The 14,784-nt window shown below is 67.6% G+C and carries 17 protein-coding genes; 7 read left to right on the top strand and 10 right to left on the bottom strand.

All coding sequences use genetic code 11. From position 1 onward, the window contains the following. Nucleotides 1–6: 6 nt before the first annotated feature. On the bottom strand, nt 7–1,023 hold the full coding sequence (corA, locus tag HQ308_RS19175) for a magnesium/cobalt transporter CorA (protein WP_056443220.1): 1,017 nt from the start codon (nt 1,021–1,023) through the stop codon (nt 7–9). A 178-nt stretch (nt 1,024–1,201) separates the two neighbouring features. On the opposite strand from corA, the gene HQ308_RS19170 reads away from it, so the two are divergent. The 3 genes from HQ308_RS19170 (at nt 1,202) to HQ308_RS19160 (ending at nt 6,070) form a co-directional block, all read left to right on the top strand. Continuing rightward, on the top strand, nt 1,202–2,299 hold the full coding sequence (locus HQ308_RS19170; protein WP_082544393.1) for a ferredoxin reductase: 1,098 nt from the start codon (nt 1,202–1,204) through the stop codon (nt 2,297–2,299). A gap of 38 nt (nt 2,300–2,337) precedes the next feature. Further along, nucleotides 2,338–3,753 (top strand): acyl-CoA desaturase, encoded by a 1,416-nt coding sequence (locus HQ308_RS19165; RefSeq protein WP_222647531.1) that lies wholly within the window; start codon nt 2,338–2,340, stop codon nt 3,751–3,753. A gap of 121 nt (nt 3,754–3,874) precedes the next feature. Further along, nucleotides 3,875–6,070, top strand: coding sequence for an EAL domain-containing protein (locus HQ308_RS19160; RefSeq protein ID WP_222647530.1), 2,196 nt, complete (start codon nt 3,875–3,877; stop codon nt 6,068–6,070). A gap of 4 nt (nt 6,071–6,074) precedes the next feature. Here HQ308_RS19160 and HQ308_RS19155 read toward each other — a convergent pair whose 3' ends face one another. The 8 genes from HQ308_RS19155 to HQ308_RS19120 form a co-directional block, all read right to left on the bottom strand. Further along, nucleotides 6,075–6,338: a lipopolysaccharide assembly protein LapA domain-containing protein gene (locus HQ308_RS19155; protein WP_056443214.1), complete on the bottom strand. Its 264-nt coding sequence runs from the start codon at nt 6,336–6,338 to the stop codon at nt 6,075–6,077. Between the two features lie 211 nt (nt 6,339–6,549). After that, the gene (locus HQ308_RS19150; protein ID WP_027506598.1) at nt 6,550–6,720 is read right to left on the bottom strand and encodes a CsbD family protein; all 171 of its coding nucleotides are present in this window, start codon (nt 6,718–6,720) and stop codon (nt 6,550–6,552) included. Nucleotides 6,721–6,828: 108 nt separating this feature from the next. Next, nucleotides 6,829–7,518, bottom strand: a complete 690-nt coding sequence (locus HQ308_RS19145; RefSeq protein WP_222647529.1) for a ZIP family metal transporter — start codon at nt 7,516–7,518, stop codon at nt 6,829–6,831. Nucleotides 7,519–7,585: 67 nt separating this feature from the next. Beyond that, entirely contained in the window at nt 7,586–7,885 is a 300-nt protein-coding gene (locus HQ308_RS19140) for a DUF202 domain-containing protein (protein WP_222647528.1), read from the bottom strand. Beyond that, a complete protein-coding gene (locus tag HQ308_RS19135) occupies nt 7,882–8,235 on the bottom strand; it encodes a YidH family protein (RefSeq protein WP_231476430.1) in 354 nt (117 codons plus the stop codon). Before HQ308_RS19135 ends, HQ308_RS19140 begins: the two co-directional genes overlap by 4 nt. Nucleotides 8,236–8,280: 45 nt before the next feature. After that, nucleotides 8,281–8,658 carry a DUF5313 family protein gene (locus tag HQ308_RS19130; protein ID WP_204869587.1) on the bottom strand — a complete coding sequence of 126 codons (378 nt, stop codon included), beginning with the start codon at nt 8,656–8,658 and terminating at the stop codon, nt 8,281–8,283. After that, nucleotides 8,655–9,125 carry a MarR family winged helix-turn-helix transcriptional regulator gene (locus tag HQ308_RS19125; RefSeq protein ID WP_027506593.1) on the bottom strand — a complete coding sequence of 157 codons (471 nt, stop codon included), beginning with the start codon at nt 9,123–9,125 and terminating at the stop codon, nt 8,655–8,657. The genes HQ308_RS19130 and HQ308_RS19125 overlap by 4 nt, the downstream gene beginning before the upstream one ends. Before the next feature lie 540 nt (nt 9,126–9,665). Further along, complete coding sequence (locus HQ308_RS19120; protein WP_222647527.1) at nt 9,666–10,202, bottom strand: hypothetical protein; 537 nt, start codon at nt 10,200–10,202, stop codon at nt 9,666–9,668. A gap of 158 nt (nt 10,203–10,360) precedes the next feature. Here HQ308_RS19120 and HQ308_RS23020 point away from each other — a divergent pair, with 158 nt between their 5' ends. Together HQ308_RS23020 and HQ308_RS19110 are read left to right on the top strand one after the other, a co-directional pair. Continuing rightward, nucleotides 10,361–11,065: a response regulator transcription factor gene (locus tag HQ308_RS23020; RefSeq protein WP_308115826.1), complete on the top strand. Its 705-nt coding sequence runs from the start codon at nt 10,361–10,363 to the stop codon at nt 11,063–11,065. Beyond that, entirely contained in the window at nt 11,062–12,438 is a 1,377-nt protein-coding gene (locus HQ308_RS19110; RefSeq protein ID WP_222647526.1) for an ATP-binding protein, read from the top strand. Before HQ308_RS23020 ends, HQ308_RS19110 begins: the two co-directional genes overlap by 4 nt. On the opposite strand, the gene HQ308_RS19105 is transcribed toward HQ308_RS19110, so the two are convergent. Then, entirely contained in the window at nt 12,422–13,669 is a 1,248-nt protein-coding gene (locus HQ308_RS19105) for a multidrug effflux MFS transporter (protein WP_222647525.1), read from the bottom strand. The genes HQ308_RS19110 and HQ308_RS19105 overlap by 17 nt on opposite strands. A gap of 77 nt (nt 13,670–13,746) precedes the next feature. On the opposite strand from HQ308_RS19105, the gene HQ308_RS19100 reads away from it, so the two are divergent. Further along, complete coding sequence (locus tag HQ308_RS19100; RefSeq protein ID WP_308115825.1) at nt 13,747–14,187, top strand: MarR family transcriptional regulator; 441 nt, start codon at nt 13,747–13,749, stop codon at nt 14,185–14,187. A gap of 37 nt (nt 14,188–14,224) precedes the next feature. After that, on the top strand, nt 14,225–14,764 hold the full coding sequence (locus tag HQ308_RS19095) for a thioesterase family protein (protein ID WP_051613550.1): 540 nt from the start codon (nt 14,225–14,227) through the stop codon (nt 14,762–14,764). Nucleotides 14,765–14,784: the final 20 nt, after the last annotated feature.

The raw sequence follows: 14,784 nt of genomic DNA, 5'->3' as shown, positions 1-14,784 counted from the left end.
ACGGGGCTAGAGCCACTTCTGTCTCCGGAACACGATGTACAGCACGCACGACGCGGCCAGCATCGCGCTGACAGCCGCCGGATAGCCGAACGTCCAGCTCAGCTCCGGCATGTGCTCGAAGTTCATGCCGTAGATGCCGGCGATGAGAGTCGGCGCGAAGAGGATGGCGCCCCAGGACGAGATCCGCTTGACCTGCTCGTTCTGTTCCAGACTCACCTGGGTCATCGCACGCATCTCGTCGTTCTGCCGCTGACCCACCAGGGTGGTGTGCACCGACAGGGCGTTCTGCAGGTTGGCGCGGAACGAGTCGACGCGCTCGGTGATGCGGATCGCGTGGTCGAGCACGTCGCGCAGGTTGCGCCGCAGCTCGATGTCCACGTTGTACTTCTCCGAGCCGCGGCCGAGGGCCTCGATCATCGACACCAGCGGGTGGGTCGCGCGCTGGAACTCGATCACCTCGCGGGAGAGCTCGTAGATGCGGCGGGAGACGTCCGGGTCGCCGGTGAACAGCTGGTCGTCGATCTCGTCGATGTCGTTCTCCAGACCGGCGACGACCGGTTCGTACTCGTCGACCACCTGGTCGAGGATCGCGTACAGCACGGCCTCGGTTCCCAGTTCGAGCAACTTCGGCGCACCCTCGAGCCGTTTACGGACCACGCCCAGGTCGGGTGACTCGGCATGGCGGATGGTGACGACGAAATCGGGACCGCAGAACACGTGGAGCTCGCCGAACTCCACCTTCTCGGTCTCGTCGATGTAGCGCGCGGGGTGCAGGACGACGAACAGCTGATCGCCGTAGCGTTCGAGCTTGGGCCGCTGGTGCGCTTGGACGGCATCCTCGACCGCCAACCGGTGCAGCCCGAATTCTGTTGCCACCGAGTCGATCTCGGTCTTGTCGGGACGGTACAGCCCGATCCACGCCATGCCGCCGCACGCCCGCAGGAGCTCGTACGTGCGATCCAGACTCTCCGGCTCGTCGGTACGCGCCCCGTGCACGTACACGGCGTTGTCCACGATCGGCACAGTTCACCCCTCGTCGTCGCACGTCCGCCGCCCGTCGGGCGGCTACCAGGACGCTCGCATCCAAACCTCGGACACGAATCTTCGTCCACCGCGACGACGGAAGCGAAACGGACTCGTTTCTGTCCACAATCGTCCGTTTACGGACGCGGATCCGCGCCGTGGCGATAGCGTGTGACCTGTGGCAGAACGCGGCGCACGACCCCAGGTTTCGGTACTCCGCCGAACCATGCTCAAGGCATTCAAACATCTGTCGAACCCGCTGAGGCCGGACGACTACTTCGAGATGATCAATCCGTTGTGGACCACCCAGGAGCTCCGCGGGAAGGTCGACCGGGTCGAGAGGGAAGGCACCGACGCGGTGTCGGTGTTCATCAGGCCCGGGTACGACTGGGGTGGGCACCAGCCCGGCCAGTACCTCCGACTGGGCGTGGTCATCGACGGCCGCTATCACTGGCGCGCCTACTCGATCACCTCCGACCCGCACGGCGACCACGGCCTGATCTCCGTCAGCCCCAAGCTGGTTCCCGAGGGCACGGTGTCCCCGTTCCTGGTGCAAGGGATCAAGCCGGGCGACATCGTGCGACTGAGCGAGATCGAGGGAGTCTTCACCCTCCCCGATCCCGTGCCCGCCAAACTGCTCTACATCAGCGCGGGCAGTGGCATCACACCGATCATGAGCATGTTGCGCGAACTCGACCACCTCGACGCCATGCACGACGTCGTGGTCATCCACTCCGTGCACAGTCGCGACCAGACGATGTTCTCCGAGACCCTCGAGCGCCTCGATCGCAAGCACTCGTCGCTGCGTCTCGACCTTCGGGTGACCGAGGAGCGAGGTCGAATGAAAGCCACCGATCTGGACGAGTTGTGCCCCGACTGGCGTGAGCGCGAGGCATTCTGCTCCGGTCCCGGCGACCTGTTGGACGATCTGCGCGACTACTGGAAATCCGAGGGTGACCCGGAGAAATTCCACTACGAAAGTTTCCAACCCGTCATCGGTGGCGGTGACGAAGAAGGAGAGGGCGGCACTGTCCGCTTCATCCGTAGCGACACCGACGTCGAATGCGACGGAGGCACACCCATTCTCGCGGCCGGGGAGGAAGCGGGGCTGGATCTCAAGTTCGGTTGCAGGATCGGCATCTGCCACACCTGCACCGGAACCCTGAAGAAGGGACGTTTGAGAGATCTACGTAATGGGGAAGTCTCCGAGCCTACGGGGCAGGCGGTACGCATCTGCGTGAACACCGCCGAGGGAGATATCGAAATCGATCTCTGACGAGACCGATTCACATGCAGTAACAGGGAGGGTTCGTCATGAGCATCGACACCGGGAAAAAGACCGAAGTGTCCATCGAGAGTCCGCTCGCACATCTCAGCGAAGAGACCATCGAACAGCTTGCCAAGGAATTCGACGCCATTCACGACGAGGTCTACGCCGACCTCGGTGAGCGCGATCGCAACTACATCACCACGGTCATCGCGGCGCAGCGCCAACTCGCTGTCGCGGGGCGCGTGATCCTCTTCGGCTCCAAGAGCCGCACCGCCTGGGTGGCCGGAACGGCCTGCCTGGGTGTGGCCAAGATTCTCGAGAACATGGAGATCGGCCACAACGTCATGCACGGCCAGTGGGACTGGATGAACGATCCGGACATCCACTCGTCGGTGTGGGACTGGGACACCGCGTCCACCGCCGAGGCCTGGAAGCACTCGCACAACTACGTGCACCACACGTACACCAACATCCGCGGCAAGGACAAGGATCTCGGCTACGAGATCATGCGGATCGACCCGAACCAGCCGTGGTCGCCCGTCTACCTCGCGCAGCCGTTCTACAACCTGCTGCTGATGGCTTTCTTCGAGTGGGGCGTCGCGCTCCACGACCTCGACATCGAGGCCATCCGCAAGGGCGAGAAGCCCATGAAGGACCTGCTCACCGATCTGCGCGGCATCGGGACCAAGGCGCGCCGTCAGATCGTCAAGGACTACATCGGCTGGCCCGCGGTCAGCGCTCTCGCCTACGGCGCGGTACAGGTCGTCTCGGGTGGACGCGTCTCGGGCGCCGGCAAGTCGAAGCTGAGTGCGCGGTTGCGCTCGCTGAGCTCGTCGAAGGCGACCAACTCCGTGGCCAAGGTTCTGGACAAGCACGGTGCCGGCATCGAACGCACCTTCGTTGCCACGGTGACGGCGGACTTCGTCGCCAACATCATCCGCAACCTGTGGTCGCACGGCATCATCTTCTGCGGTCACTTCCCGGACCAGGCATACACGTTCAGCAAGGAAGAGACCGAGAACGAGACCCGCGGCGGCTGGTACGTCCGCCAGCTCGTCGGAGCGGCCAACATCGAGGGCTCGTCGCTGTTCCACTTGATGAGTGGCAACCTCAGCTACCAGGTCGAGCACCACCTGTACCCGGACATGCCCAGCACCCGGTACAAGGAAGTCGCGCCGAAGATCAAGGACATCTGCGAGCGCTACCAGCTTCCGTACAACTCGGGCCCGTTGATGAAGCAGTGGGGATCGGTGCAGCGCACCATCATTCGGCTCGCCTTCCCCGGCGGCAAGATGGCCCCGAAGCCCGGACCGTACCGCGGCGAGCGCGTCGGGGGTTCCTCGTCGAAGCCCAGCGAGGCGGCTCGTTTCCGCAACCGCGTGCCGGCGGGTCACCCCGACTCGGGCCCCGAGCACAACGGTGGCGGCGTCGAGGCGAAGCTCCCTCCGCGCGGGGAGTGACGACGCGCTGCCGGTGACGGCAGCACTGATCTGACGAACGAGTGGTTTCGACCGGCGTTCTCTGGATACCCGAGTGAATCGGGCCGGAGACGCCGGTCGTTTCCCATTTCGGAGGTCGTTCGTGGCGCTCGACGGCCTGGACCCCGCCCTTCTGACGGGTGTGTTCGAGAACGCGCCCGAGCTGGTGTCCCTGTCCGCACTGGACGGCCGCGTCCTCCACCTGAACCCGGCGGGCCTCGCGCTCGTCGGAGCACCGTCACTCGACGCCGTGCTCCGCCTGACCACGGCGAACTTCTTCTCCGACGTCGGTCTGCTCGCTGCGCCCGACGTGGAACGATCGCTGCACACCACCGGCCACTGGCAGGGTGTCGGCGAACTCCGGCGGCTCGACACCGGAGAACCCGTACCGGTCTCCATCTCGACGTTCCTGGTTCCCGCGGGTGAGCGCGACGAGCCGGTGATCGCGTCGATCATGCGTGATCGACGGTTGCGAACCAGTCACGAGAGCGCCCTCACCGACGTCCTGGAATCGGCCGCCCACCGGGCTCGCGAGCAGAGTGCTGTCGGCCTGTTGGGGCGGCTCGCGGTCGACGGTGATCTGACGACCATTCTGGACGCGACGACCAGCGCCGCCTCGTCGTTGATGGGTACGGACTGCGCGTCGATCGCACGCCTCGACGACACCCGCACCGCGTTGCGCGTCGTCGCCTACAGCGGGGTGAGCGAGCGGCCCGAGGTGTTCGGAACCGGTACCCGCTCGGCTCCGGGCCTCGCCCTCTCCTCCGGCACGGTGGTCATCTGTTCCGACGCGCGGACCGAATCGCGATTCGACACCACGACGATGCGCTCGCGCGGACTGCTCAGCACCGTCTGCGTCCCGTTCGACTCCACGCCTCGGCCCGGGGTGCTGGCCGTGCACAGTGCGGCTCCGCGGGAGTACACGGATCGGGACGTGACGTTCCTGCGGACGGCCACGGACATCCTGGTCGCGGCGATCCGGCGTATCGAGCTCGAGAACGAACTGCGGTACCGATCACTCCACGATCCGCTCACCGGTCTGGCCAATCGAGCGCTCGCGTACCGACGTATCGACGAGGCCGTGGCTCGCGCCGCGGACAGCGAGACCACCGTCGCGGTCCTGCTGGCCGACCTGGACGACTTCAAGACCGTCAACGACAGCCTCGGACACGTGAGTGGAGACGCGGCGCTGATCACCTTGGCGCGCAAGCTCGAGCGCACGGTGGCGGTCGGCGACACGGTGGCGAGGCTGGGCGGCGACGAATTTCTCGTCGTGTGCGACCACATGGTGGACGAGGCCGACGCGCGGAGCCGGGCGGTGCGCATCTCGACAGCGCTGGCCACCGTCGATCCGCAGAGCGATCAGCCCATCCCGTTCAGTGCGAGCATCGGATTCGCCGTGGCCGGTGACGATGTGCCCTCCGCGCAGGAGATGGTGCGCCGCGCGGATCTGGCCATGTACCGCGCCAAGGGCACGGCTCCCGGGACCACGGACGTGTACGACGTGCGCGATCGCTACGAGGCCGATCGCGTGTTCCGACTCGCCGCAGACCTCCGACGATCTCTCGTGGACGGCGAACTGCGGCTCGTCTACCAGCCGATCGTCGACCTCGTGACGGGCGCCGTCGTCGCCGCCGAGGCCTTGGCTCTCTGGGATCATCCGACACTCGGCAGCGTCTCGCCTCGTGAGTTCGTCGCGGTGGCGGAGCGCACCGGCGTGGTCGGACACCTCGGCCTGTGGGCACTGCAGACCGCGTGCACGGATGCGGTGCGCTGGCCCGAGGACGTCTCGGTACGCGTGAACGTGAGCGCCCACCAGCTCAACGATCCGGACTTCGTGCAGTCGGTCCGACGCACTCTCGACGCGACCGGCCTGCCGACGACGCGTCTCGGGTTGGAGATCACCGAGACCGTGTGGGTGAAGGAGAACGCCCGCGTGGCCACCACTCTCGAGGCGCTGCACGCGATGGGGGTGTCGTTCGCACTCGACGATCTGGGAACCGGCCACAGCAGCATCGCGTATCTGGACCGTTATCCGATCTTCGACTGTCTCAAAATCGACGGGTCGTACGTCAACGCGCTACCCGGTGCGAGACCACACGCCATCGTGGCCGCGATCGTGTTGTTGGGCACTGCATTCGGAGTGGACGTGGTGGGTGAAGGCATCGAGACCGCCGAGCAGGCCGAGGCGTATCGCGCATGCGGCGGTCGCCTCGCACAGGGCTTCCATCTGGCGCGCCCGATGCCCGCTGCGGCGATCGAACAACTCCTACGAGAGGGTGTCCGATCGCCGCGGTGACGCGCTACTTGACGGCGCGTCGGACCCGGACCGCGCCCGAGATGGTCCAGGCGATGACGGCACCGACGACGGCGGCACCGAGGAGTGCGACACCCTGTGCCAGATCGAAGTTCCACCCGATGAAGTTGATGGTCGTGTGCACGGTGTTCTGCAGGATGAAGATCACCAGAGCGATCGTGAGGAGCAGCGCGATCAGGAGAGACAGCTTCGAGACGAAGCCTCCGGCACGGCGACGTCCGGTGTGTGCGTGGGTGGTGGTGTCGGTCATGGTGGTGCCTTTCGCGATGTCGCCGGTCCTGGCCGGCGATCGAGTGAGCGGATGCTCGAAGGAGTGATGGTCCGCGGACCCGCGGAAGAAACATGTCCGTTCGGTCGGTTCGAGCGAGGTGTGCGTCGAACCCGACAGTGTCCGGACACACCACGGGCGGCGATGGACCCGCTGAGGGTCCGGCGCCGCCCGGGTGTGGAGTGGTGCAGTCTTACTTGAAGGTGTCCTTGACGTTCTCGCCGACCTTCTTCACGCCGGCCGAACCCTGGTCCTTCTTGCCCTCGGCCTCGAGGTCCTTGTTGTTGGTGGCGTCACCGACAACTTCCTTGGCCTTGCCGATGGCGTCTTCTGCTGCGTTCTTTGCCTTGTCGACGATTCCCATGATGAAACCTTTCGTTCGGAGCGACGGCGGGTGACCATCGCGTTCTGAAAGGTGAGTCGAGGCCCGGCGCGGAAAACGCACGTCCATGCAGAGTGATCCCGGTCACAGCTACCCGCCGAGTGCGAACGCCACGAGAAAGCCGAGCGCGGTGGACATGCCCACCCACCATCCGCCGTCCTTGTAGGCCTCGGGCATCAGGGAGTCCGCGAGCACGGCGAGAGTGGCACCGCCCGCGAACGCCTGGACCGTCGAGATGCCGACCTCCGGGACGGCGTCGGACAACTGGTGGCCCAGTACGGTGACCACCACGAGCACGACCGCCGTGGCCGTCCACAGGGTCATCGCCCGAGCCGCGGAGAAGTCGCGTCGGTCCCGCATCAACGATGCACCACCGACAGCCTCCGGAACGTTGCCCACCGCGACCGCCACCAGCAGCACCAGCCCGCCACCGGACGTCAGGGAGACACCCAGCGCGGTGTTCTCCGGGACTCCGTCGAGGATCGTGCCGAGCATCAGTGCCCACCCGATCGCTGCGGGCCCGAGCTTGTTCTCGATCAGATGGCTGGCCACGACGTACACACCCGCGCCCAGGAACAGCGCCGCGCCCGCGACGAGGATGCCGGCCTGACGGAACGCCGGCTCGAACAGTTCCGACGACACGGCGGCGATCATCGTCCCGGCACCGAAGGCCATGAGACCGGCCAACACCCGTTTCGGCAGTGTCCACCGCAGCCCGATCGCCGCACCGATCACCAGGGGAAGCGCCGTGCCGATGCCGTACAGGGCGGCGGTCAGCATCTCGATCGTCTCGTCACCGGCGGGGAGTACCCCCGTCCGCGTCGTCGAGTCATCCGACGACCTGCTCTCACAGACCCAGCGCGGTGACCACTGCCAGCAGGACGACGACGACGGGCAGGACGACGAGCCGGCCTGCGGCACCGGGAAGCACGTCCCGGTTCATCCCGTCGACGAGTCGGGAATGGGCCCTCGTCGAGAAGGCGACGGTCGTCACGGGGAGCACGGCACACAGCACTGCGAGTGCCACCAGCGGTGGATGATCTCGCACCGCACGCGCGACGATCAGGGCCGTGACCGCCATGGTCAGTGCGGTCCGCACCCGAGCGAGCGTGGTGCGCTCGGCCTGCAGGCCCGGTGCCTCCGTCACAGGTACAGCCCCACCGCGAACGCCACCACGGCGATCACCAGACCCCCCGCGAGCAGCGCCGCCGCAGCGGGGAGAGGCAGTGACGCCCGCCGGCGCATGGCCGTCTCGATACGGATCCAGCGCACGAACGACCCGACGGCCAGAACCGCCGCGAGAGTGAGCAGCCCCAGCACGAGGGTGGTTCTCAGCCACGGAGGCAGCAGATCCCCACCGAACGCCTCGAGTGCCGCGGCCGTGGCCACGAGGCCGAGTGACGTCCTGATCCACGCCAGGAACGTCCGCTCGTTCGCGAGCGTGAATCTCGGATCGGGGTCACTGCCGTCGCGCAGTCCGGTCGGCCACAGTCGCACGGCACCCACTCTCGTCGGCGACGGCCCGCAGGGCCACAGCGGGTGTCAGCGGTTGGGGTGCCAGCGCTCGTAGGCGCGGCGTTCCGCCTCGTCCCGCGCGACCTTCTTCGGGTTCTGCAGGTCCGGCGACAACCCGTGCGCTTTGAGACGACGGCGACGGTTGGGTTCCATGTACGCGGCGGCGTAGAACAGCGCGAGCAGTACCGCCAGCAGGATCATCGCGCCGCGCAGCCACAACTCACCGGGGAACAGCAGGAACGCCGCGAAGATGGGGAGAAACGGCACCATGCTGCGCAGCAGATGACGCGGAACCGCACGATCACCGATCAGGTCCTCACGCACCCAGGCCTGCATGGACAGGGGCAACGTGCGGCCGAACGAATAACCGATCCACTGCAGCGGCCCCGGGCGAGTCCTGCTCATCGTGTGCTCCTCCGCTCGGTCGACAGTGCACCGGCCGCGATGGCCGCGGTATTGATCCGGGTGAGCACCGCGTGAAGTTGTTCGAGCTCGCTCACGTCGACACCCAGAGATTCGATGACGGTGCCCGGTATGGACTCCGCCGAACCTCGCAACTGTCGCCCCTCGTCGGTCAGGTCGATCACCAGCCTGCGCTCGTCGGTGTCGCTCCGGCGCCGGGTCAGCAGACCGTCGGCGTCGAGCCGCTTGAGCAGCGGCGTCAGCGAGGCGGGTTCGAGTTGCAGAGCCGACGCGATCTCCCCCGCCGACATCGGTGCCCGCTCCCAGAGGGCGAGCATGACGAGGTACTGCGGGTGCGTCAGTCCGAGCGGTTCGAGAATCGGCCGGTAGACCGAGAGCACCGCGCGGTTGGTGACGGCCAGGGCGAAACACACCTGACGGTCGAGCGCGAGGGGGTCGGTGGTGGTCACGGTTCCATCGTACGCTGATAGTGAGAGTACGTACTGTTCGATGGCTCACGGTTGGCTGGGCGGGGTGCTGTCGGTCGGGGGGTGGGCGCTGTGGGCTATGCGGTAGGCGATGCACACCCCTTACTGCAGGTGAACATCCACTGCGGCCGGCTGAACGGGGTGCACGACGCTGGGGCCTGTGCGGGTCGGGTGCGGCGCTGATCGCGGACGCGCAGCCCCGAGAGGGGGGCCACGATTCGGGCTGGTGGGTTGGGCACCGGGCGATGTGCACCCCTTACTGCAGGCGAACACTTACTGCGGCCGGTTGGACGGGGTGTACGGCGCTGGAACCCGTGCGGGTCGAAGGACGGCGGTGATCGTGGACGGTCACCCCCGCAGAGCGGTGGCAGAAGTCCACGATTCGGGCGAACGGGTTGGGCACCGGGCGATGTGCACCCCTTCCTGCAGGTGCACACCCACTCCGGCCGGCTGTACGGGGTGTACGGCGCTGGAACCCGTGCGCGTGGTGCCGGCAACGCGTGCCGACACCACGCGAGACGATCAGGGTGTGGGGGCCTCGCACTCGGCCGGTGCGGGAGCACCCTCGGGCGCCGGAGCGCCCGGCGCTGCGCCCGGATCCTTACCTGCAGGCCCGTGACCGGCCGGACCACCATGGCCGGGGCCCGCCGGGCCACCGTCAGGACCGCAACCGGGCGCAGGCGGAGCCGGCGCGCCCTCGGGGGCAGCCGGTGCACCCTCAGGCGGGGTCGGGGCGCCCTCGGGAGGAGTCGGAGCATCCCCACCCGCAGCAGGCGGGGTCGGTGCACCCTCGGGCGGAGTCGGAGCACCCTCAAGCGGGGTTGGCGCACCCTCGGGCGGAGTCGGTGCACCCTCGGGCGGGGCCGGAGGCGTCGCGCACGTCGCACCGGCGTCGGGTGCCGCAGCGTCGGGTGCGGGCGCCGAGGCGTCGGGCGCCGCGCTCTCGGAGACCGGGGGCGCCTCGCCCGGGCCGTCGGCGGACGCGGTTCCCACCGCTCCGAGCAGCAGCCCACCGGCGAGCACTGCTCCGGCGATCAGTCGGCCTGTCCTGACACGCATGACTCTTGTCGACATTGTCGTCCTCATCTCTCGTCGGCACCGGGCGGCGCCGTTCGTGAGGTCGACACTCGATCGTGGACCTGAAGCCTGCCTGAAGTCGCGGCGATCACGGCCTCGTCTTCAGCAAGTCTTCAGCTCGGGACCCGCATAGTGGTGTCGTGACCGAACGGCGACCCGCAGCGACCCCGAGAATCCTCGTGATCGAGGACAACGAGACGTTGCGGCTGTCCGTGTCCACCGCGATCGCGGACCTGGGTGCCGACGTCCGGTCCGACGCGGACGGTTCCGCGTTCGAGGCCGCGCTCGCGAACCATCGACCCCACCTCGTGGTCCTGGACATCATGCTTCCCGGCCGGGACGGACTCGAGCTCCTGCGGGTCGCGCGCCGCAGCAGCGACGCGGCGGTGCTGATGCTCACGGCGCGCGACTCGGTGTCCGACCGCGTCACCGGGCTCACCGCCGGCGCAGACGACTATCTGGTGAAACCGTTCGCGATGGCGGAGCTCCTCGCCCGCGTCACCGCGGTGCTCCGTCGACACGGCGCGGTCGCCACCTCGATCGAGTGCGGAGACGTGTCGGTGGACACCGAATCGGGTGACGCCAGTCGGGGCGGCAACGCCCTCAACCTGACGGCCACGGAGTGGAAGCTGTTGTCCTACCTCGCCGCTCAGCGCGGGCGAACGGTGTCCAAGACCCAGATCCTGACGCAGGTGTGGGGGTACGACGCATACGACGAGAACCTCGTCGAGGTCCACATCAGCGCGCTGCGTCGCAAGCTCGAGGAGTTCGGCCCGCGCATCCTCCACACTCGGCGCGGCATCGGCTACGTGTTGGCCGCCGACACCGTGAGTCCGACAACATGACGACCCCACCCCGTCGCGGTCTCCGCACCGGATCTCTGCGCCTGCGATTGCTGGTGTCGGTGATGTCGGTGGTGCTCGTCCTGCTCGTCGGCATCGTCGTGGCGACGACGGTGTTGCTGCAACGCCAGCTCGAGGCCTCGGCGGGAGACAGCCTCGCCGGCCGCACCGCCACCGCGCAGCAACTGCTGGACAACGGTGCCGATCCCACCGAGATCGTCTCCGCCACACAGGGAGAGAACGTGGCGGCGCAACTGGTGACGACGGACGGCCGTATCGTCGGCGACCTCGCGCTCCGAGCGACGACACCGCCGCCCGCACTACGCCCCCCGACGACGCCGGGAAACGGTCCCCCGCCGGGACCCCCACCGGGCCCGGAGGAGACGAGGCCGACGCGGGTCTCGACGACGACCCTGACCGACGGATCGGTTCTCACGGTCGCCGTCGACACGTCCTCGATCGACGCGGTGCAGCGGCAGCTGCTCGTGGTGCTGATTCCGTTGGTGCTCGTCGCGTCGGCGGTGGCGGCACTGCTCATGGCGGTGGTCGTCGGAGCATCGCTCCGACCGTTGCGCAGCATGACGGCACTGGCCCGCTCGATCACCCGGGGTAATCGCGGTGATCGACTCGCTCCCACCCGGTCGGACACCGAGCTGGGTGAGACCGCAACGGCATTCGACGAGATGCTCGACGAGCTCGAAGGAGCCGAGGCGCGCGAGCGTGCCACCGCCGATCGCACACGGCAGTTCGTCGACGATGCTGCTCACGATCTGAGAACGCCGGTCGCCGGGATCTCCGCCGCCGCCGAGACACTGCTGCGGGGCGGCGTCGACACCGAGCGCGACGTGCGGGAACGACTGCTGGCGTCGATGATTCGTGAATCACGCCGCGCATCCCGGCTGATCGACGATCTGCTGATGTCGGCGCGCACCGACGACGACGTGGAGTTGGATCGGCATGACCACGACCTTCTCGCTCTGGCCCGTGCCGACGCCGACCGGGCGCGGCTGCTCGCACCGGACTCGACCGTCGTGGTGACCGGCGAGAGCGTGGTCGCGCCGGTCGATGCCGCACGACTCGCTCGAATCCTGGCCAACCTCACCGACAACGCGCTGCGCCACGGACCGCCGGACGGCGTCGTCACCGTCGACGTGCGCGACACCGGTGCCACCGCGACGATCCGGGTGTCCGACGAAGGACCGGGCATCGGCGCTCAGGATCGCGAGCGGATCTTCGACCGGATGGTGCGGCTGGACAGTGCTCGCACCTCGGACGGATCGGGACTCGGCCTCACCATCGCCCGAACCTTTGCACGGGCCCACGGCGGCGACGTCGTGTACGACGGCACCGCCTTCGTCCTCAGTGTGCCTCGGTGACCGACTGCTCTGTGGGGGAACGGGTTCCGAACACCACCCCGCCGAGGCCGATGATCGCGCTGACCAGCATGGTGACGGCCATCGGCACCGCGGTGCCTTCGCCGCCGAGTCCCACCAGCGGCGAGATGACCGCGGCGAGGCCGAACTGGGCCGCGCCCATGACGGCCGATCCCGTGCCCGCGGCCCGGCGCGCCTCTCCCAGTGCGAGAGTCGTCGCGTTGGCGATCACCAGACCCAGGCTGGCGACGGCGAACCACAGCAGTACCAGGGTCGCCCACAGGTAGGGCCCGACCACCGCGTCGACGACGAGCAGCGCCGAGAACGCGACCATCGAGACGAGACCGATGCGCAACAGCGCTTCCGGACGGACGCGGTCGACGAGCTTGGCGTTGGCACCACTGGTGACGACGATGCCGAGTGCGTTGGCCGTGAAGGCGATGGAGTACCACGTCGTCGAGAGCCCGTGCACCTCCTGCAGCACGAAGGGCGATGCGGAGATGTAGGCGAACATGACGCCGAAGCCGAAGGCGAACGCGCCCGCATAGCCCAGGAATCGCTTGTTGGACATCACCTCCCGTGCGTCCGCGATCATGGCGGAGAGTCCGCCCGTGCTGCGGAGCTCGGCGGGATGACTCTCCGGCAGGAGTGCGAGCACACCCACGAACATCAGGACGGACACACCGGCGAGCACCCAGAAGACGCCGCGCCACCCTGTCAGACCGATGACCGCACCGCCGAGCAGCGGGGCGATGACGGGAGCGACTCCGTTGACGAGCACGAGGAGGCTGAACAGTTTGGCGGCCGCCGCGCCGCGTGCACGGTCACTGATGACGGCGCGGGAGAGAACGACGCCGGCGGCGCCGGTGAAGCCCTGGAAGAACCGGAACACGGTGAGCCACTCGACGGTCGGAGACCACGCGCACAGGATGGTCGCGATGATGGACACGAAAGTGCCCACGAGGAGCAAAGGGCGTCGACCGAAGCGGTCGGACAGCGGCCCGATCACCAGGTTGCCGATCGCGAGACCGACGAGAAACGTCGTGAGGGTCAGCTGGATCGCCGTGGCGCTGACACCGAACTCCTCGGCCATGCGGGGGAATGCCGGCAGATACATGTCGATGGACAGGGGCGCGACGGCGGCAAGGAGCGCCAGCATCGCGATCACGCCGGACGCCACCGGCCGCGCGGCGGTCGAGTCGACGGTGTCGCCGGACCGAGTGTCGACGCTCATCGGGTGGCCTCCGTGTTGGATATAACTTTATACATACTCACATGAGTAGAATGTCAGTCATGGCGTCCGGAAGTCCAGTGAGCGAGTCCGATGTGATCGACATCGCCCGCGAGGTGCGGGCTCTCGTGTGGTCGCTGCGCCGATTCGGCGAACGACAGTCCGGACTGCCCGCCCTCCCCCATTCCGAACTCGAGGTTCTGCGTGTGGTGGTCAGCCACGAAGGGACCACCGTCTCGGACGTCGCCCGCATGCTGGGCCTGCACAGCAGCAACGTCAGCACGACGGTGCGACGTCTGATCGACAAGGGGCTGCTCGCGCGGGACACCGATCCCGGTGACAGACGGTCGAGTCGGCTGCATTCCACCGCCACGGCACGTCGACACGGTGAGATGATCGACGACGTGTGGATCGACGCCGTCGGACGCCGACTCGCGGCCATGTCAACGGAGGATGCGGCTCTGCTCACCCGTGCCGCGCCGCTCCTCGCGCACCTCACGTCCATGCCGACCGAACCCTGACGACTCCGCGGGGCGACCGAACCGTCATAGTGACGCCATGCTGATGTCGCTCCGCCTGCTCCGACAGATGGCGCCGTGGCGCACGGGACGCGGGCCGGTACGGGTCGACCCGACCCGTACGTGGTTCCGCGTCGCACCGTCCGATCTGGACGTGCTGATGCACATGAACAACGGTCGATACCTGTCCGTACTCGACGCGGGTCGAGTCGACATGTTCGTGCGCGGTGGCCTGTGGCGAGCCCTGCGTGGACGCGGGTGGCATCCCGTCGTCGCGTCACAGACCATCACGTACGTCCGCTCCCTCACCCTGTGGACGAAGTTCTCGGTGTCCACCCGCTTCCTCGGTGTCGACGCGAAGAACGCCTATCTCGAACAGATCTTCGACGTCGACGGACGTGTCCACGCGACCGCGATCGTCGCCCTCAGGTTTCTCGACGACAGCGGATCCTCGGTACCGACCGACGACATCGTCGCCCTGTTCGACGGCGATGCAGCCCCACTTCGCCGCCCGGACGCAGAGATTCCGCTCGGCCGACGCACTCAGCATCTCGTGGTCGCCGCATTCGAGGACGTCTGACCCTTCCGGGCGCGCATGCT

Source organism: Rhodococcus sp. BP-241 (assembly GCF_019836145.1).
Lineage (GTDB): Bacteria > Actinomycetota > Actinomycetes > Mycobacteriales > Mycobacteriaceae > Rhodococcoides.
This window is presented reverse-complemented; position numbering and strand designations above follow the sequence as displayed.

Excerpts from the sequence above, each read along its gene's own strand:
- HQ308_RS19165 (WP_222647531.1), top strand. The coding sequence starts at position 2,338 with ATGAGCATCGACACCGGGAAAAAGACCGAAGTGTCCATCGAGAGTCCG.
- HQ308_RS19155 (WP_056443214.1), bottom strand. The coding sequence starts at position 6,338 with ATGACCGACACCACCACCCACGCACACACCGGACGTCGCCGTGCCGGA.
- HQ308_RS19150 (WP_027506598.1), bottom strand. The coding sequence starts at position 6,720 with ATGGGAATCGTCGACAAGGCAAAGAACGCAGCAGAAGACGCCATCGGC.
- HQ308_RS19145 (WP_222647529.1), bottom strand. The coding sequence starts at position 7,518 with ATGCTGACCGCCGCCCTGTACGGCATCGGCACGGCGCTTCCCCTGGTG.
- HQ308_RS19130 (WP_204869587.1), bottom strand. The coding sequence starts at position 8,658 with ATGAGCAGGACTCGCCCGGGGCCGCTGCAGTGGATCGGTTATTCGTTC.
- HQ308_RS19120 (WP_222647527.1), bottom strand. The coding sequence starts at position 10,202 with ATGCGTGTCAGGACAGGCCGACTGATCGCCGGAGCAGTGCTCGCCGGT.
- HQ308_RS19110 (WP_222647526.1), top strand. The coding sequence starts at position 11,062 with ATGACGACCCCACCCCGTCGCGGTCTCCGCACCGGATCTCTGCGCCTG.
- HQ308_RS19105 (WP_222647525.1), bottom strand. The coding sequence starts at position 13,669 with ATGAGCGTCGACACTCGGTCCGGCGACACCGTCGACTCGACCGCCGCG.
- HQ308_RS19095 (WP_051613550.1), top strand. The coding sequence starts at position 14,225 with ATGCTGATGTCGCTCCGCCTGCTCCGACAGATGGCGCCGTGGCGCACG.